Origin of the sequence: Mycobacteroides abscessus ATCC 19977 (assembly GCF_000069185.1) — a bacterium.
GTDB lineage: Bacteria > Actinomycetota > Actinomycetes > Mycobacteriales > Mycobacteriaceae > Mycobacterium > Mycobacterium abscessus.
On sequence record NC_010397.1, the window covers coordinates 2,962,343 to 2,985,636 of the forward strand.

General features: G+C 63.7%; 17 protein-coding genes, 4 tRNA genes and 2 pseudogenes. 9 read left to right on the forward strand and 14 right to left on the reverse strand.

Annotation, left to right across the window (positions count from 1 at the left end; genetic code table 11):
• The first annotated feature begins 14 nt into the window (after positions 1-14).
• Both MAB_RS14770 and MAB_RS14775 read left to right on the forward strand, forming a co-directional pair.
• Positions 15-632, forward strand: coding sequence for a TetR/AcrR family transcriptional regulator (locus MAB_RS14770; protein ID WP_005093604.1), 618 nt, complete (start codon positions 15-17; stop codon positions 630-632).
• Positions 633-788: 156 nt separating this feature from the next.
• On the forward strand, positions 789-2,273 hold the full coding sequence (locus MAB_RS14775; RefSeq protein ID WP_005111414.1) for an amino acid permease: 1,485 nt from the start codon (positions 789-791) through the stop codon (positions 2,271-2,273).
• Positions 2,274-2,553: 280 nt separating this feature from the next.
• Here the strand turns inward: MAB_RS14775 and MAB_RS14780 are convergent, their stop codons facing one another.
• The gene (locus MAB_RS14780; RefSeq protein ID WP_005111419.1) at positions 2,554-3,015 is read right to left on the reverse strand and encodes a TetR family transcriptional regulator C-terminal domain-containing protein; all 462 of its coding nucleotides are present in this window, start codon (positions 3,013-3,015) and stop codon (positions 2,554-2,556) included.
• Between the two features lie 39 nt (positions 3,016-3,054).
• Positions 3,055-3,129: pseudogene (locus MAB_RS25200) on the reverse strand (TetR/AcrR family transcriptional regulator); the annotation flags it as partial.
• On the opposite strand from MAB_RS25200, the gene MAB_RS14785 reads away from it, so the two are divergent.
• Both MAB_RS14785 and MAB_RS14790 read left to right on the forward strand, forming a co-directional pair.
• Positions 3,107-4,795 carry a hypothetical protein gene (locus MAB_RS14785; protein ID WP_005111421.1) on the forward strand — a complete coding sequence of 563 codons (1,689 nt, stop codon included), beginning with the start codon at positions 3,107-3,109 and terminating at the stop codon, positions 4,793-4,795. The pseudogene MAB_RS25200 and the gene MAB_RS14785 overlap by 23 nt on opposite strands.
• 516 nt (positions 4,796-5,311) lie before the next feature.
• Entirely contained in the window at positions 5,312-6,358 is a 1,047-nt protein-coding gene (locus MAB_RS14790; protein ID WP_005090104.1) for an alpha/beta fold hydrolase, read from the forward strand.
• 601 nt (positions 6,359-6,959) lie between these two features.
• Here MAB_RS14790 and MAB_RS14795 read toward each other — a convergent pair.
• The 4 genes and pseudogenes from MAB_RS14795 to MAB_RS25490 all read right to left on the reverse strand — a co-directional run.
• Positions 6,960-7,847: a YwqG family protein gene (locus MAB_RS14795; RefSeq protein ID WP_005090106.1), complete on the reverse strand. Its 888-nt coding sequence runs from the start codon at positions 7,845-7,847 to the stop codon at positions 6,960-6,962.
• A 252-nt stretch (positions 7,848-8,099) separates the two neighbouring features.
• Complete coding sequence (locus tag MAB_RS14800; protein ID WP_005090108.1) at positions 8,100-10,328, reverse strand: S9 family peptidase; 2,229 nt, start codon at positions 10,326-10,328, stop codon at positions 8,100-8,102.
• An 82-nt stretch (positions 10,329-10,410) separates the two neighbouring features.
• A complete protein-coding gene (locus MAB_RS14805; protein WP_005090110.1) occupies positions 10,411-11,106 on the reverse strand; it encodes a CPBP family intramembrane glutamic endopeptidase in 696 nt (231 codons plus the stop codon).
• 88 nt (positions 11,107-11,194) lie between these two features.
• Positions 11,195-11,412 (reverse strand): annotated as a pseudogene (locus MAB_RS25490) (alpha/beta hydrolase family protein); the annotation flags it as partial.
• Positions 11,413-12,370: 958 nt separating this feature from the next.
• On the opposite strand from MAB_RS25490, the gene MAB_RS14810 reads away from it, so the two are divergent.
• Positions 12,371-12,676: a hypothetical protein gene (locus MAB_RS14810; RefSeq protein WP_005090114.1), complete on the forward strand. Its 306-nt coding sequence runs from the start codon at positions 12,371-12,373 to the stop codon at positions 12,674-12,676.
• Between the two features lie 208 nt (positions 12,677-12,884).
• Here MAB_RS14810 and MAB_RS14815 read toward each other — a convergent pair.
• Positions 12,885-12,956: transfer RNA gene (locus tag MAB_RS14815), tRNA-Val, on the reverse strand.
• 147 nt (positions 12,957-13,103) lie between these two features.
• Here MAB_RS14815 and MAB_RS14820 point away from each other — a divergent pair.
• The 3 genes from MAB_RS14820 (at position 13,104) to MAB_RS14830 (ending at position 13,360) form a co-directional block, all read left to right on the forward strand.
• Positions 13,104-13,176 (forward strand) — tRNA-Gly (locus MAB_RS14820).
• A 25-nt stretch (positions 13,177-13,201) separates the two neighbouring features.
• Positions 13,202-13,275, forward strand: a tRNA-Cys gene (locus MAB_RS14825).
• A gap of 10 nt (positions 13,276-13,285) precedes the next feature.
• Positions 13,286-13,360: transfer RNA gene (locus tag MAB_RS14830), tRNA-Val, on the forward strand.
• A gap of 13 nt (positions 13,361-13,373) precedes the next feature.
• Here the strand turns inward: MAB_RS14830 and MAB_RS14835 are convergent.
• The 6 genes from MAB_RS14835 to MAB_RS14860 are packed head-to-tail and all read right to left on the reverse strand — an operon-like array spanning position 13,374 to position 20,892.
• Positions 13,374-14,204 carry a carbon-nitrogen hydrolase family protein gene (locus tag MAB_RS14835; RefSeq protein WP_005090116.1) on the reverse strand — a complete coding sequence of 277 codons (831 nt, stop codon included), beginning with the start codon at positions 14,202-14,204 and terminating at the stop codon, positions 13,374-13,376.
• On the reverse strand, positions 14,201-14,941 hold the full coding sequence (locus tag MAB_RS14840; RefSeq protein WP_005090118.1) for a 3-keto-5-aminohexanoate cleavage protein: 741 nt from the start codon (positions 14,939-14,941) through the stop codon (positions 14,201-14,203). The genes MAB_RS14835 and MAB_RS14840 overlap by 4 nt, the downstream gene beginning before the upstream one ends.
• Before the next feature lie 8 nt (positions 14,942-14,949).
• Positions 14,950-16,023, reverse strand: coding sequence for an XdhC family protein (locus MAB_RS14845; protein WP_005093625.1), 1,074 nt, complete (start codon positions 16,021-16,023; stop codon positions 14,950-14,952).
• On the reverse strand, positions 16,020-18,728 hold the full coding sequence (locus MAB_RS14850; protein ID WP_005111431.1) for a molybdopterin-dependent oxidoreductase: 2,709 nt from the start codon (positions 18,726-18,728) through the stop codon (positions 16,020-16,022). Before MAB_RS14850 ends, MAB_RS14845 begins: the two co-directional genes overlap by 4 nt.
• Positions 18,725-19,537, reverse strand: a complete 813-nt coding sequence (locus MAB_RS14855) for an FAD binding domain-containing protein (RefSeq protein ID WP_005076312.1) — start codon at positions 19,535-19,537, stop codon at positions 18,725-18,727. Before MAB_RS14855 ends, MAB_RS14850 begins: the two co-directional genes overlap by 4 nt.
• Positions 19,537-20,892 (reverse strand): 8-oxoguanine deaminase, encoded by a 1,356-nt coding sequence (locus tag MAB_RS14860; RefSeq protein ID WP_005111434.1) that lies wholly within the window; start codon positions 20,890-20,892, stop codon positions 19,537-19,539. The genes MAB_RS14855 and MAB_RS14860 overlap by 1 nt, the downstream gene beginning before the upstream one ends.
• Positions 20,893-20,990: 98 nt before the next feature.
• Between MAB_RS14860 and MAB_RS14865 the strand changes: the two genes are divergently transcribed.
• Positions 20,991-22,376, forward strand: coding sequence for an amidohydrolase family protein (locus MAB_RS14865; protein ID WP_005111436.1), 1,386 nt, complete (start codon positions 20,991-20,993; stop codon positions 22,374-22,376).
• Here MAB_RS14865 and pucL read toward each other — a convergent pair.
• Entirely contained in the window at positions 22,373-23,281 is a 909-nt protein-coding gene (gene pucL, locus MAB_RS14870) for a factor-independent urate hydroxylase (protein ID WP_005057393.1), read from the reverse strand. The two genes, MAB_RS14865 and pucL, sit on opposite strands and share 4 nt — an antisense overlap.
• Between the last annotated feature and the right edge of the window lie 13 nt (positions 23,282-23,294).

The window sequence follows — 23,294 nt, forward strand, 5'->3', positions numbered from 1 at the left end:
CCGGAAGGCTGCTCATGTCGACTGGATCCACTCGTCGGCGCGAACACACCCGTGCCCGTCTCATGCAGGCTGCGCTGGACGTGTTCGCCGATCGCGGGTTCCATGGCGCAAGCATCGAAAATATCTGCGAAAAAGCAGGATTCACGCGGGGTGCGTTCTACTCCAACTTCGCCGGTAAGGACGAGCTGTTCTTCACCCTGTTCGATGCCAGCAGCGAACAGCTGCTCACTCAGCTGCGCGCCGCACTGGACGAATGCCGCAAGAGCCCCGACCCCCTCAGCACCTTCATCCGCACCATTGACGACAAGGGGCCCACACAACGCCGCTGGTATCTGATCAGCATGGAATTCACGCTGTACGCGATCCGGGAGCCGAGCGCGGCCGTGGTGCTAGCCGAGCACGACGCACGGCTACGGCGCGAGGCCGCCGGCATTATCAACGAACTGATGTCGATCGCACACCGTGAACTGATCATCGACACCGAGCTGATCGCGCGACTCGCGACCGCCCTGCGCGAAGGAGTGGCCGCGCAGTTCTATGTCGAACCCGAGCTGGCCGAGACACGGATGCTGGAACGCCTTGCCTTTCCCGCGATGCTGCGCGCATTTTCGCAGCCGGTTGGTGCCGACTAGCCCGGGCAACTATGTGCACAACGCGTATTGAAAAGCCTCCGCAGCTGGATCTTGACGTCTCTTCGTTGCCTTTGGCCGGTCATCCAGCAGAAATACGCAGCATGTTCGTAACATCGTTGTTCCAATCAGCAATTTTCCGGTCGATACGGTCGCACGATGACATCTCCGGCAACTTATGACACGTCGGCCCCCGCCCCGGAGGAGCAGGGCTATCACAAGGGACTGAATAACCGGCAAGTCCAAATGATCGGCATCGGGGGCGCCATCGGCACGGGGCTGTTCATGGGAGCCGGCGGCCGGTTGCACAGTGCGGGACCGGGCTTGTTCTTGGTTTATGCGGTCTGCGGCGTGTTCGTGTTCTTCATCCTGCGTGCGTTGGGCGAGCTGATCTTGCACCGGCCGTCCTCGGGATCCTTCGTGTCGTACGCCCGCGAATTCCTCGGCGAGAAGGCAGCGTACGTCGCGGGCTGGATGTACTTCTTCAACTGGGCCGCCACCGCCATCGTCGACGTGACCGCCATCGCGCTGTACATGCACTACTGGAGCGCCTTCAAGGCCATCCCTCAGTGGTCCATCGCACTCATTGCCTTGGTCATCGTGCTGACCATGAACACCATCAGCGTCAAACTGTTCGGGGAGATGGAATTCTGGGCGGCTCTGATCAAAGTGGTTGCCATCATGGGGTTCCTGGTCATCGGGACGGTCTTCCTGGCGGGCCGGTTCACGGTCGAGGGCGCCAGCACAGGACCATCGGTGATCGCGGACAACGGCGGCCTGCTGCCCACCGGCCTGATGGCATTGGTCATCGTCACCTCGGGAGTCGTCTTCGCGTACTCCGCAGTCGAACTGGTCGGCATCGCCGCCGGCGAGACCGAAAACCCTGACAAGGTGATGCCCCGGGCCATCAACTCCGTCGTGTTCCGGGTCGCGGTCTTCTACGTGGGTTCGCTCATCTTGCTGGCACTGCTGCTGCCCTATGGGACCTACAAAGCCGGCGAAAGCCCCTTCGTCACCTTCTTCTCCCGGATAGGCGTGCCGTACGCCGGCGATGTCATGAACTTTGTGGTGCTGACAGCCGCACTGTCCAGCCTGAACGCGGGCCTGTACAGCACGGGGCGGATTCTGCGTTCACTGGCGATGAACGGTAGTGCACCAAAAGTGTTGTCACGCATGACCTCCGGCGGAGTGCCCTTCATGGGCATCGCGGTCACCGGTGCCCTCACACTTGTCGGTATATTCATGAACCTGGTCATTCCCGCCGAAGCCTTCGAAACCGCTCTGGATCTGGCGGCACTCGGGATCATCTCGTCATGGGCCACCATCGTGATCTGCCAGATCCAGCTGTACCGGTGGTCACAGCGAGGCATCCTGCAACGGGGCAGTTTCCGGATGCCCGGCGCCCCGTACACCGGGTACCTGACGCTGGCGTTCCTGGCGGCCGTGGTGGTGCTGATGTGCTACGAGAACGCGTGGAACCTCATCGCAATAGCGGTACTTGTCCCCGTATTAACCGCGGGCTGGTACCTGTGCCGCGGTCGCGTGCTGCAGCTCGCCCGCGAGCGGATCGGATACACCGGCGCATACCCGGTGATTGCGCACACCCCCATGCTCGACGACCCGCCAGGCGAATCGCATAGGTAGGGATCGCCGTTCGGGCACACCCTCGGCCTCTGGTCGAGGGTGTGCGGTTCTCGGATGCCCGCGGCCTGTTTCTCGGGCGAGGCGTGTCATGCAATCCTCTGCCGGCAGGGCGCAGCACTGATCAACGCGACCGGCGACAAGCAATATCAGGTGCAACCGCCGCACTCTCCTTGATTACCCTGGTGATTGGCTCGCGGAACGACCAAATTTGTTTCAACACATGATCGCTCGGCGCGGAAGGCATCCGTGGTGCCAAGCAGACACCGCTTGGCCCAGCTCGTCAGCTGGAACGACTACGCCGTGGTCGGCTAAGTCCGAGGATGGTGGTGGCGACCAGAAGCGGGCGCAAATCGTCGGGATCGTCCGATGCTATGAGCTGCGTTGCGGCGCCCGTTTGGGCTGCCATCACAGCACGCACAAATGTCGAAAGATCCGTATTCAGTTCCCGCCCTGTGCATTCCACTATCCTGAGAAGGTACGGTTCAAGAGTTCGCCGAAGTCTATTTCTTTGCGTTATCAACTGCGCAGCTAGATCAGGGGCGTGCTGCGCATGTGCGTTCAGTGATGCTTGCAGGGCAAGGCGGCCGCGATCCACCGCGATCGCCGAGACGAACATCGTCACCAACCCCGAAAGATCGTCGGTGTCACCGACGGCGTCTGTTGCATGCACAAGTGCGGCGTTGACCGCGTCGATGAGGTCTGCATTTTGGCGTTCATGGACCGCTAGGAGATGGTCGTCCATCGACGGGAAACTCGAATAGAACGCACCGCGTGAGTACCCGGCAGCGTCACATATTTCCCGGACTCTGAATCGTGTCCTACCAGTGGTGTCGATGAGCTGGCGGGTCGCGTCGATTAGTTCTGATCGCGTGCGCTGGCGATCCCGCGACGTGGTAGCGCTCACACATTTCTCCTGGCCGACGACCTTGCATATGACCTTGGTAGTTATAGCATTGATCATAACGATACATAATGTATCGACGCAGGTAGTGCTGATTTTCCGCCTTGGCGGAGCCTGGCCACCACAGAGAGGCTTTGAAATTTTGTCTGACCGTGCACAATCGGGGTCCGTCATCACTGCCGACGAGATTGAGCAGGAGTTGGCGCTGCTGTGTCGTCTCAAGAGCCGTGTGACAGGCACTGCCGAGCACGATGAGTTGATCGAGCACATTGACGATCAGCTCACCAAAGCTGGCCTTAACGTGCGCAGCGACACTCTACGTTTCACCCGGTGGCATGCGTCGAGCGAGGGAAGCTCTGCCTTGCGGGTCTCAGATCGGCCGGTACCGATCGCCTCGGTCGTTCCCTACTCCGGGGTTACCGGGCCAGGCGGAACAACCGGAGAGTTGGTGCGTCTGCGTGGGCCAGCACCGGCGTGGAAGAAAGCGCGCGGAAAGATCGCGGTAGTCGAGGTCCGGAACTTCAGATTCCCTTTCTCCGCCGTCGTTGGCGCATGGGGACGAGACTCGCCGTGGCCGGTGGTGCGTAATCCGCTGATTGCTTCGACTCTGGCTGGACTAGGGCTGGCGCGCGCCCGCAAGGCGGGCGTAAGCGCAGTTATCTTTGTGTGGTGCAATATAAGTGATGACAATGCGCGCGGCCAGTATCTTCCGTTTACGCTCGGCTACCAGGGCGTGCCTGCCATATTTGTCAGTGGTACGGCAGGCGACACAGTGCTGGCCGCCGCCTCTGAGGGGGAACAGGCATCTGTTGTCCTTGACTATCAGCTCGCCCCAAACACAACCACACGCACCATCTGGACGGTGATCGAGGGCACCTCCCGACCGGACGAGACGGTGCTAGTTGTGACCCATACCGACGGCGTCAATGTGATTGAAGAGAACGGGCATATCGCGGCGGTCGCCATGGCCCGCGCCGCGGCCCTTAATCCCCCCGAACGCACCACTGTTTTCATCTTCACTTCAGGCCACATGCGGATCCCTGCGGTCACGTCCAAAGGTCAAGCCACTCAACGCTTCCTAAGAGACCATCCTGAAGTGTGGGCCGGCGGACACGGGCAGCGGCGAGCGGTCGCAGGGCTCGCTGTCGAGCACCTCGGTGCTCGAGAACTCGTCGATGATCCCGTGACGAATACATTGCGGGCAACCGGGCGAATTGAGCCCGAACTGCTCTACGCCACAACACCAGAACTAGCGCAGCTCGCCAGCCAGAAATGGCACGGCGTGAACCGCACTCTCCCCCGTATCTCCAAGCCCAGCCCGCTGATTCACTTCGGCGAGGGAGAGCCGCTGCTGCATGCCGGCATACCCGCGATCTCTCTAGTGACAGCGCCGTTGTACCTGCTGGCGGAAAGGTCTGGTGATGAGACACATCTAGTCGACAAGGCCGCGCTGCACCGCCAAGTGGATAACTTCGAACGCCTATATCGGCACATAAGCTCGGCACGCATTGATGACCTCGGTCATGTGAGCACGCCGACGAACCTCGCGCGATTGTTGGGCATCGCCTCGCTGCTGAAAGCAGTGGCCGTAACCAAAGCGCTTGATCTGTTAGGGCGGTAGCCGAAAACGTTCGTCTCCCTGCTCAGGCATCTCGCAAGGCCGGCCGCGATGAAGAAAATCTCGCCGCATAGTCCACACCCGCGTCGGTCCTGTCTGCCTGAAGCCGATTACATGGAAGATGTCTCTACGCCACAGTGTTCAGCTCATCAAGCGCCGCTTCGGCTAGTGCCTTGGCTAGCATCAGAGCTACCGGCTACCAAATGACGCCCATGACCGCCCCGAAGCGTGGCGAGGGGCAGACTAACTCGCCCCCTGGAGTGCGGTATTCCACAAACCAGCCGGACTGATTGAATGCCTACCCTGCCGCTGTGCAATGGTCATTCCCCGCTATAAACATCAACGCGCACGATGTGGCAGCTTGCCCGAGTCCGGCTCCGCGGTGGCGCACCCATGTGTCGTGCGCGCATATGTCGTACACGCCACAAACCGTTGTATATCCGACCGTTCGACTGAAACGCTTTGGATGGCTATCGGTAAGCCGGGCAGTGCCGGCAAGAAGGAGTACACGAACTAACTATGGTCTCGATCCCGGTCTCGGCGAGGAACTTGTTCGCCATCACTTTCGGCAACGGAGTGCGCCCACCCACACCGACCAGCCATGTTGCGCTGTTCGACGAGCCACATCGCCAATTGCGCCGTTACGGCACTGACGATCCGCGCGACTCCAGCGCTGTCCCGGTCCTTTTGGTTCCGCCGCTGGCGGCGTCGGCGACATGCTATGACCTTGCACCGGGTCAGTCACTGGTGGCGCACCTGCTCGAGCAGGGCCGTACGCCCTATGTCGTCGACTACGGTGAGATCGGCTGGGCAGACCGGCATCTGGGTCTGGAAGCATTCTTCGCCGACATCATTCCGCAGGCCATCGAGCGGGTACTCATCGATTCGGGTAAAACACAGCTCGACCTGATTGGGTGGAGCCTGGGCGGCACCCTGAGCCTCTTGACCGCCGCGGCCGACCGCGGATTGCCGATCCGCTCGATCGTCGCTATCGGCACCCCATTGGACTACGGACAAATCCCCGGCTATCCCGAGGCACGCCGAATCACCAAACGCACCAACGGCTATGCCGTCACCACGGTGTTACGAGCACTCGGCGGCATTCCTGCACCGGTGGTACAGGCCGCCTACCGCGCCACGTCATGGGACCGAGAAATCAAGCGGCCCTGGTTTCTGCTGAACAATCTGGACAACACCGAAGCCTTGGCCAAGGCCGAAGTGATCGACCGGTTTCAGGATGCCTTCCCTGGTTATCCAGGACGGGCCGTCTCACAGATGTGGGGCCGCTTTATCTATCACGATGAGATCGCCGCTGGCGTGGTCAATGTGGCCGGTTACACCCTCGATCTGACGACTCTGACGTTGCCGATCCAGCTGTTCGGCAGCCACCGTGATGCCATCGCGCCGTGGCAGTGTGTGCATCACGGCGTGGCGATGCTCAAGTCTGCGGATGTTCGGTTCACCACGGTGGAGGCAAGCCATCTCGGACTGGTTGCGCTGTCGGCCGGTGTCAACGAGACCTGGCCGACCATCGATGACTTCTTGACCGAGTTGGACGGGGGCTAGTAAGTGGCTCCTACACGACTCTTCACCCGTGCAGGGCCAGGCGTCCACCCGCAGTAGTCAGCGCTCCGACCAAAAGCGACCGCCGCTTGGTCGACGGGCGGCGGCACTAGGCACGCCCAGTTCTCTTGCCTGTACTTCTTCGGTGGTCCCGGCTGGGTTCGAACCAGCGACCCCTCGCGTGTGAGGCGCCGCGCATATCGATTCTGTACACGGAAGTCCATCCGTCGGCATTCTCAGTACAGGGCAAGCACGTTCGTCCTGTCCGTTGTGGGCGGCTTCCCGGCTCGATCGGCCAGTTCGCACGGACTTCGGCGCGGCTGGTTCTATATCCGCGCCCGGTCACGTCTCCGACATGCACTTCAGTTGTCCACGGCAACGACACCTGCTCAGCGCGCTGAAATTGCGTGCCGTCGAAGTAGGCGATGTCAGCAACTGGAATTGTTTCGGAGACAACTTCATAGATGGCGGGGTCATCGGCAGGGTCGGCGGATGCCGGGGCAGCTGTCGGCATGGTCATTGTCAGCATGATGGCGACGGCCATGGTCTTTGCGGCGGCCTTTGAGGTCATCGCGCACCCTTCATTTCGGCGGGGGTGAGTGAGCTAGCGGTCGGTGTGATAGCGGATCGAGGTGAGGTCTGCGGCGGCTAGCGCGCGGGGGTCGCCGAAGAGGCTGGCTGTGCCGCCGGACCACCAGTCGCATAGGTCGCCGCCGCCGATGCTCAGTAGCACGCTCGAGGCTGGATCTTTAATGGCCGCATAGTTTCCCGTGCCGCGTACGTCTTCTTGGATGAATCTGGGGTGGCCGCCGATGTGGGGGTGGCGCCAGTGGGGGCTCGAGTCGTTGTGGTAGACGTGGTCCATCCACGCTATTGACAGGCCGTAGTACGGGTACGGTGCATCCAGTAGGTCTTCGCCCTCGGATAGTCCTGCGTTTTGGATTGCGGCCCAGAAGGTTTGGCGCTGGCGGTCAGTGAACCGGTTTGCATGGTCGGGCAGTGTCTTTACTCGTTCGAACACGATGCGATACGGCAGTGGATTGAGTTCCTGAAAGCTGTAGGGCGCGTCATATCCAGGGCAGCGGCCGACTACGCCGAAAAGCTCTTGGCCGCAGTCGCCGTATGGCCGTGTCGGGTAGGAGACGTAGCGCGTGGACGGGGCGCTCAGGTCGGTGATCCACCTGACTTCGAACCCTTGGGTGCCCTGGGTGTCATCGAACGTCATCCCTGCGACATCGTCGCTGCCGACGAACCACTGCAGCAACCCTTCTGTCGGGTAGCCCGGCAGAGGCGGGACCTCGGCGAAATTGATTTGGCACACGAACGACATCGGTTCGCCGCGGTAGTTGGGCCACTGACTGCCTTCTGGCCAGTATGGATGCCCACCCAAGTATGAGGACCTAATATCGGGGTCCCCTGGCTCAGGTTTCAGGCCGACAGCATCGGCGGACAGTTCGGCAAGCAACTCATCCAACCCCGCAAGAATCCCCATAACCATCAACTATAGCGAAGATCAGCAACCTACTGTGTCGATGCCGGCGAGATCGCCCGCCGCAATCTCGCCGAACGGTTGGTGTCCTACATTAAGTCGGGTCCGGAACACCCATCCCGACCTGACATCCTCGCGAGCCGACGCACCACGTGGAAAAGGTTCGCGGACAGTGTGGTCGAGCGGGCTATGGCCGATTTGCACGACCCGGAGCAGCTGGATGTGCTGAAGCGGGCCGGTGAGATCGTGTGCCGGTCAGCCGAGGGAGGGCAGCAGCAACGGCTGTAGTCGGTAACCGGGCGGCTCGGTGCCGTGTAGATGCCGCACAAAGTAGTCCCAGGTTCGGCGTAGTGAGTAGTGCAGCCAACCGTACAGCGAGTGCTCAGCGCCAGGGATCATGATCAGGTCGAAGTCTTTGTCCGCCTTGATGAGTGCGTCGGCCAGCCGCATCGTCATGTATGGGTGTGCGTTGTCGTCGAGTTCGCCGTGGATAAGCAGCAGCTTGCCTTTCAGGTTGGCAGCTAGCGTGGTGTTCGAGATCGCTGCTTTGCCTTCGGCGCTCAGATCGCCGTGGTAGTGCTCGGCCCACATCGCCAGGTTGAGGGCGTTGTCATGATTGCCCGAGACCGCGACGGCCACCGAGTAGAAGTCCGGATAGCGCAGCACCGCACGCGCCGCGGCGAAACCGCCCGCGGACTGTCCGGTGATCCCAACTCGGGCGGTGTCCAGCCACGGATACCGTTGCCCGAGTTCACGGATCGCGACGATGTGGTCATCCAAGGCGCCGGCGTTGCCGAGATCCCCATAGGAGTGGTCATGAAATGCCTTGCTGCGCCCCGCGCTTCCACGACCGTCGATGGCCACCACCGCGAACCCGAGCGCGGCGAAAGCCTCCGGTTCGCCGTAGTGCGGCGGGTTGAACATCGGTCCGGCGCGGTAGAGCTGCGGCCCCGGATAGATGTGTTCGATGATCGGGTACGTGCGGTCCGGGTCCAGATCGTGCGGTCGCCAGAGCAGACCGTAGATCGGGGTTCTGCCGTCCGATGCGGTCGTCCGGAACCGCTCCGGCGGTTGCCAGCCCAGAATCTTCAGGTCATCGGTATCGGGCGTCTCCAACTCCACTACCACTTGACCATCCCCGTCCAGTACCACCGAGCGTGGCGGCAGGCTCGGGCTTGACGCCCGGTCTACCAGGTAGCCGCCCTGCGGCGGGCTGACCGCATCATGGTCCAGCTCATCATCTGTGAGACGGATAAACCCGTTGCCGTCCAGCCCGATTCGGCAGAGCTGCCGCAGATACGGGTCCGCCTCCACCAAACCGTTGGCCGTGAAGTACACCTGTCGAGCCTTTTCGTCGACCCATAACACGCTGCTCACCAGCCACGACCCGGCGGTTATCTGGGTGACCTGGACGCCGTCGGCCGAATAGAGGTACAGGTGGCCCCAACCGTCGCGCTGCGACCACCACAGGATCTCGCCGTTGTCCAGCACCCGCACCATGTGCGGGTCGCCGAGCACCACGGTCGGGTCCACCCGGGTCTGGCCTGTGTCGGTGATGAGCGTGGTGACCGCGCCGGTCGCCGGGGCGAGCCGACGCAGTTGCAACGTGCGGGCGTCGCGCGATTGGTGCAGGTAATGAACGGCGTCCGCGCTCGACCACCAGGCGTAGATGAGTGCGACATTGTGCATGATCGGTGTCGGCTCGGTCTGCTGCCGTACGATCGTGCGTTGCTCGACGTCGAGCACGTTCCAGGTCATCGTGGCCACGGTGTTCTCGCCGGGCATCGAGTAGCGGGTGCGGTGTTCCACCGGGCGGCCACCGTCGGCCGGGCTGGATTCGACGAGCACCAGTTCGGGTACCTCGCGTTGATCGATGCGCGCAACCAGGATTCGGGTGGAATCGGGCGACCAGTGCAGGATTATCGGCGCCGGAATGCCCAGGGCACGCATCAGTGCCCGTCCGCCGGTGGTGTCCGGCAGGCCACCGTAGTCGAAGTAGGGTTCAGCGTCATCGGTGAGGGCATGTTCGGTGCCATCGGCCCGGCTGCGGACCCAGATATTGCCCTCGCGGCCGAACGCATCCCACCGCTCATCGGGTGACGGGATCCCGCCCGGAATAGGTGCGGCAGCGTCGGATTCGGTGCAGACGCGATCCGCCCATCGCCAATTCCGGCCGAACGCGCTGAACAGCACCGTGTCGTCGGCCCGAATTTGCACGGCCTGTATCGGTAGATCGGCGCCGGTCACCGCCTGCCCCGCCGCCACCGACAGTGCCGCAGCCAGCGCATCGTGGTCGAAGGCGGCGCGACGAGTCTTCACGCCGGGATCAACCGCGACATAGCGGGTTCCGATCCGGTACCAGAATCGGGCACCGTCGGCGAACCACTGCGGTGTCAGCACGGTGCCCGGCACGCGCCGGGCCCGGTGCGGGAAAAGCATCTGCTCGGCACGCGCGTAATCGGAATCGCTCAGCAATGTCGTCACACCAGTCATCCAACACTCGGACGTAGCGGCATAGTCAAGAGCGACTTGCGCTGTGCCGCAGCGGCACAGCGAGCCCCGGCAGTCAGTATCCGAGGCCGTGGTACACGATGCCCGCACTGTTATAGGCGATGTGCACCATGACCGCAGGCCAGATCGAACCTGAGCACCACAGCAGGACACCATTGGTCAAACCGATCATGAGCGCCAATGGCATCACGCCGTTGATCCCATGTGCCACAGCGAAAACTGCCGCGCTAAAGACCACACTGACGCAGCTGCCCCAGCGGAACAGGAAAGTCGCAAGCACGCCACGAAACAAAGCCTCCTCACCGAGCGGCGTCAAGATACCGCCCAGCCCCACTGCCACGATAGGAGGCACTGCTCCCGACCGAGCAGCATCACGGTAGGGCTGCTGAACACCCTCTGACCCCGGAAACAGCGGATCAAAAATCGCCGAAACCGGCCAACTAAGCCCGAAGCACACCAGGCCGATGACAACGCCGGTCAGCAGCCACAAGAGACTCGTATGCCGCAACCCGAACGGGCGGACATCACGGATCCGAACGAGGACCGCAACAGCAAAAGCTCCCAACGGTGCAAGCCCTGAAATCAGGAAGTTCACATGTCCGAGGGCAATGGGGAAATCTTCCGACACGAAGTATGCGGCCACGCCACCCACTAGATACAGAAAGACAGCGGTGGCCGCAGCTACACCAAGTTCCAGCCAGCCGGGCCGAGCGGGTCCGCTCTCCACGCCGAAGTGCTCTACAACACTCATGGGGCGAAGTATCAGCTATGCCCCTCGGGCATACTCAAGCTTCGTCGCGCCGTGGCGCTGCCTCAACAACATCTCCTTCTTCCGTCGTTCACGATTGCCTTACATCACCGGATATATTCGGCGAGGAGCGGTCGACGGTCTTGTACATGTCGATCACGTTGTCCGGGTTGACGAATCCGTGTCCCTCGTCGTGTTTCGCTCATGTGCTCCACCTTGGCTCCGCGACCGCGGAACGCCTCGACCAGGTTGTCAGGATTCGGTCTGCACCACGCGCACGTCGTTGGCACTCTGGATAACCAGCATCGGGTGGGGCATTGGACATCTGTGCCTGGAATTTTGGAACTGGCCCCCCTGAGCGAGCAATTCCAGACAGAACTGATCCAACGTCTCAGCGGCCACAAGATCCTCTATCTCAGCGGCAAGCTCTAGCGCTCGGCAGATGTTGCCCACCTGGCGCTCACGCGCTAACTAACGCAATATGAAGAGGCCGACAGCAAATTAGTTGCCAGGCGCAGGGAGGAGCTTCTGTGGGGATTGAACTGATGACGCTAGCACTGATAGCAGTGTTACTCGGATGCTTCGGCTGGCAGTTGGCCCGCAACGCCAACCGCAGAGAGGCCCGTCGCACGCCAGAAGCCACTAGGCCGCATCTAGCTACAGCGTCACGATCTGAGAGTCCCCGGCCACGAGTCCCTACACGGCGACGCCGTGACCGTTCAAGCAATACGCCTGGACATGGCCCAGGATCCGGGACCGACATAGGATCATTCGGCTACTTCGGTGGATTCGGTTCAGATCACGGTGGCGGTGGTGCGTTCTGCGATAGCGGCGGTGGGTGCGACAGCGGTGGGGGCGGCTGAACGCGGCCTTGAGTTCTGGGTCCACCGGGTTCGATCACGCCGAGGTTTGTCACCCATTGAGAATTTCGGGGGCCCTAGGGCGCGCGCATGCCTGGAAGTAGCGCGTCGAGTGCGTCGAAGGTTACCGCCACTACCGCATTGATCAGACCGTACGGCGCACTCAGCCGGGCTTGTGGATGCGCAGAACGCGCGGGCAGCCAACTAGTCCGGCACGATGGTGACCTGATCACCGGTGGGTGTGCGGCACACGCGGATCTCGGCGGGAGCACATGGGTGGCCGACGAGCAGGACGCACACCGAGTAAGTGCCGTGCTGATCTCGTTCCACTGCTGGAAGCTCCAGAAGCTCATAGCCGCGGTCCCTCAGCCCAGCCGTCTTTCAAAACGACCAGCGCATCCGACCTTGTGGCACAAAGTATCGGCACTTTTGAGCGTGCGACAGAGCACGGTGTGCCCAAGTCGGCAGGCACTCCCGCTGACGCGCTGCTTCTGGGCTACACCTTCGATGACTACGATCTTCGCACCGCGTTCACGTGGAAATTCCTGCGCAGCGCCGACCGCCGCCAAGTCGCTGCCGTCATCAACGGAGTGCTCGAAAGCGATACGAAACTGGTAACCGGAACCATTCTGCGGCGGCTTTTGATCCGACCGAGGGCGCAACGGAGCTCGGGGCGCGAGTTTTTGGTCTTTATACGGGAATTGACGGCGTAACTCCCCCACCGTATTGGGGGATCAGTTGCCCAGCCACGTTGGTGCCTTCTGGCACCCGTTGGCGGAACGATGCAACCCGAACGACGCCAGGGCGCATCGGGGAGCAGGCGTCGGCAGCAACCCGCGCAAAGAACCCGACAGAGCCCCTGGATCGCCCAAAGGAACAGGGATATGGGCGATTATCCCTCTGATCTGCGAAGAGAAAGAGTGGTCCCGGCTGGGTTCGAACCAGCGACCCCTCGCGTGTGAGGCGAGTGCTCTTCCGCTGAGCTACGAGACCTTGCGATCGAGGTGAAAGGCTAGCACGAGCCGCCGGAAACCCCGCAGTCCGCTGGCCGGCAGGCCGCGTATGCAAGGGATTTGTGAATAAACCTCCCGTTCGACTACTGTTTCAACTCGCACCGGATGACGATCTCATCCGTTGCGCGCGGATGTAGCGCAGTTGGTAGCGCATCACCTTGCCAAGGTGAGGGTCGCGGGTTCGAATCCCGTCATCCGCTCGAAGGGTGGACAGTCATCCCTAGCGGTGGAGTGGCCGAGTGGTGAGGCAACGGCCTGCAAAGCCGTGCACACGGGTTCGATTCCCGTCTCCACCTCCATTAAAGACCCGCGCGATTAGCTCAGCGGGAGAGCGCTTCCCTGACACGGAAGAGGTCACTGGTTCAATCCCAGTATCGCGCACCACGACTTTTGCGGGTCAACCGTTGTTTGACCAGGTGACGCAGCCACCGCCGGCCGTAAGCGCCGAATTCAGTTCGGGACGCGTATCGGTGAGATAAGGGTTGGCCCGCTGCGCTGATCGAACCACGTCCGTGTCGATCTCGGCGATGATCGTGCCGGTTCCGGATTCGATACGGTCCAGCACGCCCCCGTCGGGACCGACGATGCTGCTCCGGCCGACGTATGTCGTCGCGTTCTCGACACCGTCGTGGTTGATGTAAGCCAGATAGATCTGGTTCTCCCACGCGCGGGTACGGATCACGACATCGGCGACGAACTCGAAAGGTGTCATCTGTGCCGTCGGCACCGCGAGCAGGTGCGCACCGGCCAGGGCACTCATCCGGGCATTTTCGGGAAACTCCACGTCATAACAGATCATCATGGCGATGTTGACGCCTCGATACGGCACCATGGTCACCGCGTGGCTCCCCGGCGTGAAGTACGCACGATCAATCTCGCCGAACAAATGTGTCTTGTGGTGGCGGCCACGCACGACGCCCCGCTCATCGACGAAGACGGCGTTGTTGTACAGCTCCCCCGCCGCAACACTTTCGGCCATCCCCACAATGATTGCGATCTTGTTCTGTTCAGCGATCGCACGGACCGCATCGAGATGGTGTGCGCTCACCAATTCCGGTAAACGATCCCCGACGTCGTATCCGGTCACGAATAACTCCGGCGTGATGAGTAGATCTGCTTGTCCGGCTAGCCTTTTGGCGGCCTGATCGAGTTCGGCAAGGTTGGCTTCCGGGTTCGCCGGGCTCCCGGCCGACTGCAGGCCCGCGACTGTCAGTTTCGTGGAAATCAACAAACCTCCCGTGTAGTGGCGGTGCGTATCCGGCCATGCCCAGCAGCGACCAGTTCCGCGTTACTTGCCGCCGTCGTTCCCTCCGGCAGCCGCAGTGTGTCCTCCAGTCCAATCCGCGCCGCCACACCGCGCGCTGCCGCGAGGTCGAGCATCGGCCATGCCGACGAGTCCTCCCCGTGCAGCAGCACGTCTACGGCGCCGGATATCCGAACCTGCGTCAGCATCCGCATGGCCTGCTCCTCGACTGCAGTGCCGGCGACGCCGCCCGGCAGCTCTAGCAGGACGCGGAAGCAGTCCCTGCGCAGCGGCGAGCGCGACCACGCCAGCGCCGCCGCCTCGTTCCACAGCCCCGCCTCCACGCCGACGCCGCGGTTCAGCAACGCCTCGGCGACCTCGGCCGCGCCCTCCTCATGCCAATTCACCGAAGCAAAGTCCGGCAGCTCGGTCCACCCATTGATGGCGGCGCAACGTGCGGCCGGGTCGGCCAAGGCCCACGCGCCCGTGGTAACGCCCACCGGAAGACCTGGGCACCGCGCGCGGAGGGCTGCAACCACCGGATCGATGGCACTGGCCAACAGCGAGTCGAAACCCTGGGCGTCCTTGGCGTGAACATGGACCGCAGCCGCCCCCGCATCGCGACATGCCGCCGCATCCGCCGCGATCTCCTCGGCCGTGCAGGGAATCGCGGGATGCTGGTCCTTGCGCCGGACTCCGTTCAGACATGCCTTCAGGTACACCGCAGCCCCTACCGGTGGATCGGCCCGTCGATGTCACTCAACGGCCGCCCAGAGCCACCCGATGTTTCGGCAATGATCTGTGCCGCAATCGATATCGCGGTCTCCTCGGGAGTCCGGGCATTGAGGTCCAGGCCCAGCGGGCTACGCAGCCGCCCCAGCTGATCGTCGGTGACGCCCTGCTCGCGCAGACGCGCCATCCGATCGGTGTGCGTGCGCCGCGAGCCCAGCGCGCCGACAAAGGCCACCGGCGCCACGGTCAGGGCAGCCGCCAGCATCGGCACGTCGAACTTGGGATCATGTGTCAGAACGCACACCACGGTGCGCGCATCGACGCGACCGCCTGCCGCCTCGGCACGCAGGTACCGGTGGGGCCAGTCGACGACCACCTCATCCGCATACGGAAAGTGCGCGGGCGTCGCGAACACTTCGCGGGCATCGACCACCGTCACCCGGTAGCCCAGCTGGCTGCCGGTACGGCTCAGGGCGCGTACAAAAGCGTTGGCCCCCGCCAGGATCATGCGTGGCGGCGCCGCGAATGCCTGCACAAACACCCGGGGCAGGTCGGATTGATCGGGTTCGCAGCGATCGGCACCTGCCACCGCGCTGCGGCCCGCACGTATCAACGACACGATGTCGCCCTCGATCTGCGGCCACGGCGCCGGCTCCCCGGCCCGCACCAGTGCCCAATCGGGAATCCCCGACAGCGTGCTCACCAAACCCATCGGCTCCCCCGCCACGAGCGCCGACCGCAGTTCCCGAAGCAACGGAAACCGCTCGGCGCCAATATGTTCGGTGACGACTTCGATCTCGCCGCCGCAGGTAAGGCCCGGCGCGATCCCGTCGTCAATACCGAATCGCTCACTGACACAGAGCCCGATGGCCAGCACCTCGCGTGCCGTCTCGATGACCGCCGCCTCCACGCACCCACCGGACAGTGACCCGACGACCGGCCCGTCGGCTGGCACGATCATCGCCGCCCCGGGCTCACGCGGCACCGCGCCACTGACCTCCACCACACGCGCCAACGCGGCGGTGCCACCGCCTTCGAGTACCGCGATCAGATCCCTGAGTATGTCCTTCATGACGACTCACCGCCCCCGGAGTCGTTGATCACCCGCCACACGCGCGCCGCGTTCATCGGCAGGCGGTACACCCGGACGCCGACAGCATCGCGGATGGCGTTGGCCAGCGCCGGCGCTACCGGGTTATATGGGGATTCGCTCATCGACTTGGCCCCGAGCGGCCCGAAGGTGTCATAGGTGTCGGCGAAGTAGACCTCGGTATCGGGCACGTCCACCAATCGCGGAATGTGATAGTTGCGCAACGCCGTGGTACTGACGAAACCGTCGTGTACCAGGATCTCTTCGTAGAGCGCCGACCCGATGGCTTGTGCGACACCGCCTTCCACCTGGCCCCGGCATTGCTGGGGATTGACCACCACTCCGGCGTCGGCGGTCTGCACCGACTGCAGAATGCGCACGGTGCCGGTCTGCGGCCGCACCGCGACGCGGAACGCCTGGACGTTGAAGGCCACCGAGCGCGGCGTGCCCTCGTGATGCCCCACCGCACTCAGGGGCTCCGGCGCCGAGGCTGCGATCTCGGTCAGACCCAGCAGATCTGCGCCGGCTCGCACACCGTCCGGCTCCAGCACACAGCGCGATTGCGGCACCGCCAGTTTCGTCGCCGCGAAGCGAATGATCTGGTCTCGCAACAGCTCTGCCGCGCGGTACACGGCCAAGCCGGCGACAGTGGTACCGGCCGAGCCGAAGGCGCCGGTGTCATGACTCACCGCATCGGTATCGGCCTGGTGGATATAGACCTGATCCGGAGCGCAGCCCAGCACGCCAGCGGCAAGCTGGGCATGCACGGTGGTGGTGCCGTTGCCGAACTCGGCCGACCCCACGGAGATCCGGTAACGGCCCCGTGCGTCCAGTTCAGCCCGGGCATCGGCCACATGTCCGCGCGGGGGCACGGTTGCGATCATGGCAATCGCCATGCCCTCACCCACTTTCCAGCCCGCCGGTAGGTCCGAGCCGTTCCGGGCAGGGTCTGCCGCGCCGCGGGCCAGTGCGTCCTGTGCGAGGTCCAAACACTGGTCGAGCCCGTAGCTACCGAACGCTAGGTCGTCCTCCTCGACTTCCCAGCTGACAAAGGAGTCACCCGGCACAATGACGTTGCGGCGCCGGAACTCGAAGGGATCGATGCCCAGATTTCGCGCCAACTCGTCCAGAGCTGACTCGATACCGAACAACACCTGCCCGAGCCCGTAGCCACGAAACGCACCCGATGGGATGTTGTTGGTGTAGACCGCCTGCGCATCGACTCGCTTATTGGCACAACGGTATTGGGCCATGGACTCATTGCAGCCATGGAACATGACACCCACGCTGTGATTCCCGTAGGCCCCGGCATCGGAGAGCACGTCGACGGCCAACGCGGTGAGCACCCCGTCGCCGTCGGCGGCGGCAGTGACATTCACCCGCATAGGGTGGCGGCACGGCGCAATGGTGAACTGGTCGCTGCGAGTGAACTCGTAGACCACCGGCGCACCCGTCACGCGTACCGCCAGCAGCACCAAGTCCTCGGTGAGCATCTCCTGTTTGGCACCGAAACCGCCCCCCACCCGTGGAGCGAATACCCGGACCTGTTCGCGCGCAAGGCCGAACACATGGCAGAGTTCGTCACGCACCAGGAACGGCACCTGGCTGCTGGTACGCAACACGTAGCGGCCCCGCTCGTCCTGCCAACCCACCGAGCCGTGCGTCTCCAGATGCACATGCTGCACCCGCGCCGTCTGCCAGCTGCCGGTGACCACCGCCCCCGATTCCCGGGCCCGCGCCAGCGCCGCCGCGACATCGCCCACCTCGCCATGCACCTCGGCCACCAGATTGCGGGCGGGATCGGCGATGCGGGCGCCGAGCCCCTTGTCGCCGTGTACCAGATGCGCTCCGGGCAGCTGCGCCATCTCTGGATCGAATACCGCTGGCAGCACTTCATATTCGACATCGATGTGCTCCAACGCCCGGTGCGCGATGGCCGGCGTATCTGCCACTACTGCCGCGACTCGCTGTCCCGCGAACCGCAGCACCCGGTCGAAAACCAGCGTGTCGTCCGGGTCGTCGGTGCGCTCATGGTGGCGGGCGGTAGAGAACGGGACCCCGGGGTCGTCCCGGTAGCAGAGCACCGCACGTACTCCGGGCAAGAGGCGAGCCCGGTCGGTGTCGATTCGCGTGATGCGGGCCGACGGGTGCGGGCTGCCCAGCACCGCGACATGTCCCACACCGGCGGGCAACTCATCCATCGTGTACGGCTCGGTGCCGGTGACCACCCGCGCGGCGGCCGGGGCGCTGACGCTCCCCCGCGGTGGCACAACACCGCACACCGCATCACGAATGGGCCGGTAGCCGGTGCACCGGCACAGGTTGCCCTTCAGCGCATTCCCCAGATCTTCGGTCTGATCGCCGGTAAGGGTGGCCGCCGTCAACACCATGCCGGCGGTGCAGAAGCCGCACTGAAACCCGGCGTGATCGATGAAACCACGCTGCATGGGATGCAGGTCGTGCTCGCCGGCCAGGCTCCGGACAGTGTGAATCTCGGCATCGGTGACGCGGTGCGCCGGAACGATGCAGGAATGCTGGGACGCCCCGTCCACCAGTACCGTGCAGGCCCCGCAGTCACCGGCGTCGCAACCCTTCTTGACCTCGACGTGCCCATGTTCGCGCAGAAAGGTGCGTAGGCACTGCCCGGGACGCGGGCTGGCGTCAATGAGCTTTCCGTTGACCTTCATGACAGGGCGCCCGTCAACTCCGCTGCGACCTCGCCGGCAAGTTGTGTGGTGACCGCACCGCGCCACTCGGCGGTGCCGTGGGCGTCGGTATGGAACTCCACGCCGGGGATGGCTGCCACGGCCTCGCGGGCCCGTCGGGCCTCGGCGGGGACGCGCAACACGATCGGCCTTCGGGTGGCGGCGGTGATCCCCAGCACGATATCGGCGCCGTCGAGCCTGCCCGTGACGAGCGCACCCGAGCGTCCCAACGGGGAATAGGCGATCTTGCGCAGCGCCGTCGGCTGCGACAGCGCGGAGGACGGAAACGTTATGGCGCGCAGTACATCACCAGGATGTAGGACCGTCTCGTTGATACCGGTCACGAATTCGGTGATGGTACAGCGCTCGTCGGTACCGTCATGACGCCAGATGTGCAGTTCGGCATCGAGGGCCGCGCACAATGAGATCATCGCCCCGGCGGGCAGGCCCAGGCAGATGTTGCCACCGACCGTCGCGGTGCGCCAGATCTTGAACGAAGCCAACAGGGCACGCGCGCACTGTCCGAATAGCGCGGTAGCCTGCCAGGCCGGCGGATACGAGGCATTGATGAGGCGTTCGATGCTGCAGGTGGCCGCCACCTCCAGGCCACCGGCATCGACCACCAAATCAGGCCACCGCATACCGGTCAGGTCCACTAGTCGTCGCAGCCCCGGCTGCGGCTGGCTCATCAGCCAGGTGCCGCCCGCCAGCACCCCGTCTTGCGTTCCGAGGCCGCTGAGGTCAGCGCGGTCTCGCGGGATGAGCACCGAGTCGATGGAGTACAGATCCATCAACGCTCCCTGTTCATCAGTCCATGATGCGCCGCCCGCACGGCGACCGCGATCCGTTCGGTGTCGACGGTGAGCATCTGCCCATCGGCGACAATCGGCCGTCCGCCGACCCAGGAACGCCTGATGGGCGGCACCTCACCCAATATCACAGCGGCTACCGGGTCCTCGATTCCGCTGTGGCCCAGCGTGCTCAGGTCCCACAACACCAGATCCGCACACTTGCCGACCTCGATGGAGCCGATCTCATCGGAGCGGCCGAGCAAGCGCGCCCCGCCCAGGGTGGCCAGCTCCAGCGCGGTGCGCGTGCTCAGCGCCGTGGGGCCTCCCACGGCCCGCGCCAAGAGCAGCGCCTGGTGCGCCTCCTCCAGCAGGCGACCCGACTCGTTGGACGCCGCACCGTCCACCCCGAGCCCCACCGGCACGCCCGCCGCCAGTAATTCCCGGACTCGCGCAATGCCGGCGCCCAGGCGGCCGTTGGAGGTCGGACAGTGGGCGATACCGGTTCCCGTGCGGGCAAGCCGGGCAATGGACGCGTCATCGAAGTGGACACCGTGCGCGAACCACACGTCGGGACCCAGCCAACCCAGCTCCTCCATATAGTCGAGTGGGCTACAGCCGAATCGCTCGGCACAGTAGACGGATTCGTCCTTGGTCTCCGCCAAATGAGTGTGTAATCGCACACCGCGCTCGCGAGCCAGCAGCGCGGACTGACGCAGCAGATCCGCGCTTACCGAGAACGGCGAGCACGGCGCCAGACCGATACGCACCATGGCGCCCGGTGCTGGGTCATGCCAGCGTGCGATGGCCGCGTCGCTGGCCTCCAGCGCGGTGTCGATCGACTCCACCAGACCGTCGGGTGGCAGGCCACCGGCCGACCTGCCCAAATCCATCGATCCCCGGGTGGGGTCGAACCGCAGGCCGACCTGCCGTGCTGCCTCGATCTCGGCTTCCAGCAGATCTCCTGCATCCGAGGGGAACACATAGTGGTGGTCGGTCGTGGTGGTGCATCCCGAAAGTGCCAGCCAGCTCAGCGCACCCTGGGCTGCCACATGCAAGCTGTCCGCATCGATCCCCTGCCAGACCGGGTACAAGGCGGTAAGCCATTGGAAGAGCGTGTGATCGGCGGCAAGCCCGCGGGTGATCCACTGGTACAGATGGTGATGCGTGTTGACCAATCCCGGTGTGAGTAGACAGCCGCTACCGTCCACACGTTCGACGCCCGGCAGCTCCTGCCACGGGTTGTTTTCCCCCGCCGTCAGCACCGCGGCGATCCGGCCACCCTCGATGACCACCCTCGCGTCCGCGATCTCGCGCCGGCTCTTATCGACGGTGGCAGCGAATACATTCTCGATCAACGTTATTGGATTCATCGCGGGGCCTGTTCGTAACGCATCGTGCTGCGCCCGTGAGATGCACTGTGCACTATGGTGCCATGGAACCGATCGCCGCCACCGTGCACCGCGGACACATCTTCCACATTACGGGCGCTCCCCCGCTGGCCGACGCGGCCACGCATCTGCAGTCGATTCGTGACGGCGCCCTGGCAGTCGGAACCGATGGCGTCATCGCTTACTGCGGACCGTACTCCACGCTGCCCCAGGAATTTACCTCGTGGACCGAGCACCACCACGGGGGGTTCCTGCTGCCCGGGTTCGTCGATACGCATATGCACTTCCCGCAGGTGTATTGCACCGACTCCTACGGCGGCGGCCAACTGCTGGAGTGGCTGGAACGCTGCATCTTCCCCGCCGAGGCCCGCCTGGCCGACACCGCACTGGCGCAGCGCGCGGCGATCGCGTTCTGCCGCCGCCGCATCGCCGCCGGCACCACTGCCGCGATGGTGATGGGATCGGCCTTTCCGCAGGCGCAGGAGGCCTTGTTCACCGCGACACGTGCCGCCGGACTGCGCATGGTCAGCGGGCGCGGAGTGCAGACCGTGGGACCCCGCAGTGCCGAGCCGTTGCTCACCACGACCGAACGTGCGACCGAGTTGTGTGCCAACGAAATCCAGAGCTGGCACGGTGACGAACTCACCGATGTGGCGCTGGTACCGCGGTTCTCGCTGTCGGTCACCGCAGAGACCCTCGCGGCCCTCGGCGAGCTCTACGAGGACGTACGCGCGGACGGCGTCTACTTCCACTCCCACCTCAACGAGAACGCCCGGCCGGACACCGGTGAGGTGGATGCCACCCTGACGGCGTACGGAGTGGGAAGCTACTTGGATACCTATGACGGTCATTTCCTGCCCGGCTCCCGCAAGGGGGGCGCGACCCTATTGGGCCGCCGGAGCATCCTGGCCCACGCTGTGCATTGCCAGGACGCGGAACTGGCCCGTATGGCCGAAACGGGTAGCTCGATAGCACACTGTCCCACGTCGCAGTTATTCCTGGGTTCGGGCACCATGCCCTGGCGCCGGACCGTGGCCAGCGGCGTCAATATCGCGCTGGGCACCGATGTGGGCGGCGGTGACGAATGGCTGTTGACCCGCGTGTTGAACGACTGCTTCAAGGTCCACATGTCCGAACCGGGCCCGGCCGCGGTGTCCCTGCACCCGGCCGAACTGCTGTTCACCGCCACACTGGCCGGGGCGCGCGCACTGGACCGTGAGGATACCTTCGGCAACTTGGATGCGGGCAAGGAGGCAGATTTCCTGGTCGTGGTTCCTGACCGCTGGGAACCGTTGGCCAACAACCTTTTCCATGGCATACGGTCAGACGATGAGCGCCTGGCCGACGAACAGACACTGTTTCGCCTGCTGATGGGTCTGCGGGAGCCCGCCATCAGCGCCGTACTGGTACGTGGCCGCGATATCACCGGCTACCTCCACAGCGACCGCTAAACCAACCAGGACAGATGCGGAGACCAGGCCGGCCCCGCATCGGGGGCGTCATCACGGGTAACCGCGGCCTGAATCAACCCATACGGACGGTCATCGGCATGGAACACCTCGTTGGGATTGTCCAGCCCGAAAGGTGATAGGTCGTAGACGAAGTGGTGCTTGTTGGGTGCCGAGAGCCGCACTTCGGCGATTGACGGATAAGACTCCAGGATCGCCTTGCCAATCTCGTACAACGTCTGCTGCAGGGCCAGCGAGTGCACAGTGGCGAACCGCTCGAGGATGAGCGACTTTACACCGAAATATGTATTATCCCAATCGATATCGGTGCCCACAAAGCGCCACTTGGCCACCAGCGAGGTGGCCATCACCCGGTCCGTCGTCGGCTGCAGGATCGTGTACTTGTCCTCGAGGAAATCATGGAACTCCGAGCCCGTCGATTTGAGCACGACCAGATCCTTGAGCCCGCCGATCACCCAGGTCTGCTGCTGGGCCCCGACACCGTCCACGGTGACCTCGGCCGTGCGCACCTCCTGACCTTTGCGCACCCAGGTGTGATCGTGCTCGCGTCCGTCGACCGTCACTCTTTCCCAGGCATATTCATCGATCTCGATACGAGCGCCCGTCACCGGCTCATAGTCGTCCACGAAGTGGCGCGCCAGCTCGAGCCCGTACTGCTCGATGGTCTCGATGCCTTTTTCCTTGGCGTAGGCATAGATGGTCTGCTTCTGGCTGTCGGTGGGCAGCACCTTGCGCTGGTCGCCGTCGGTATAGGCCGCGGCGAAATCCCCGCGCAACGCGCTGCCGACGTTGAGATCCTTGATCTCGTGGCGTGGGGTGTCCCGGTAGATCCGGACCACCCGGTTCTCGGCCTTGCCGTATTGATTGCCTGCGAGAACGATTCCCATGGGTGCTTCCTTT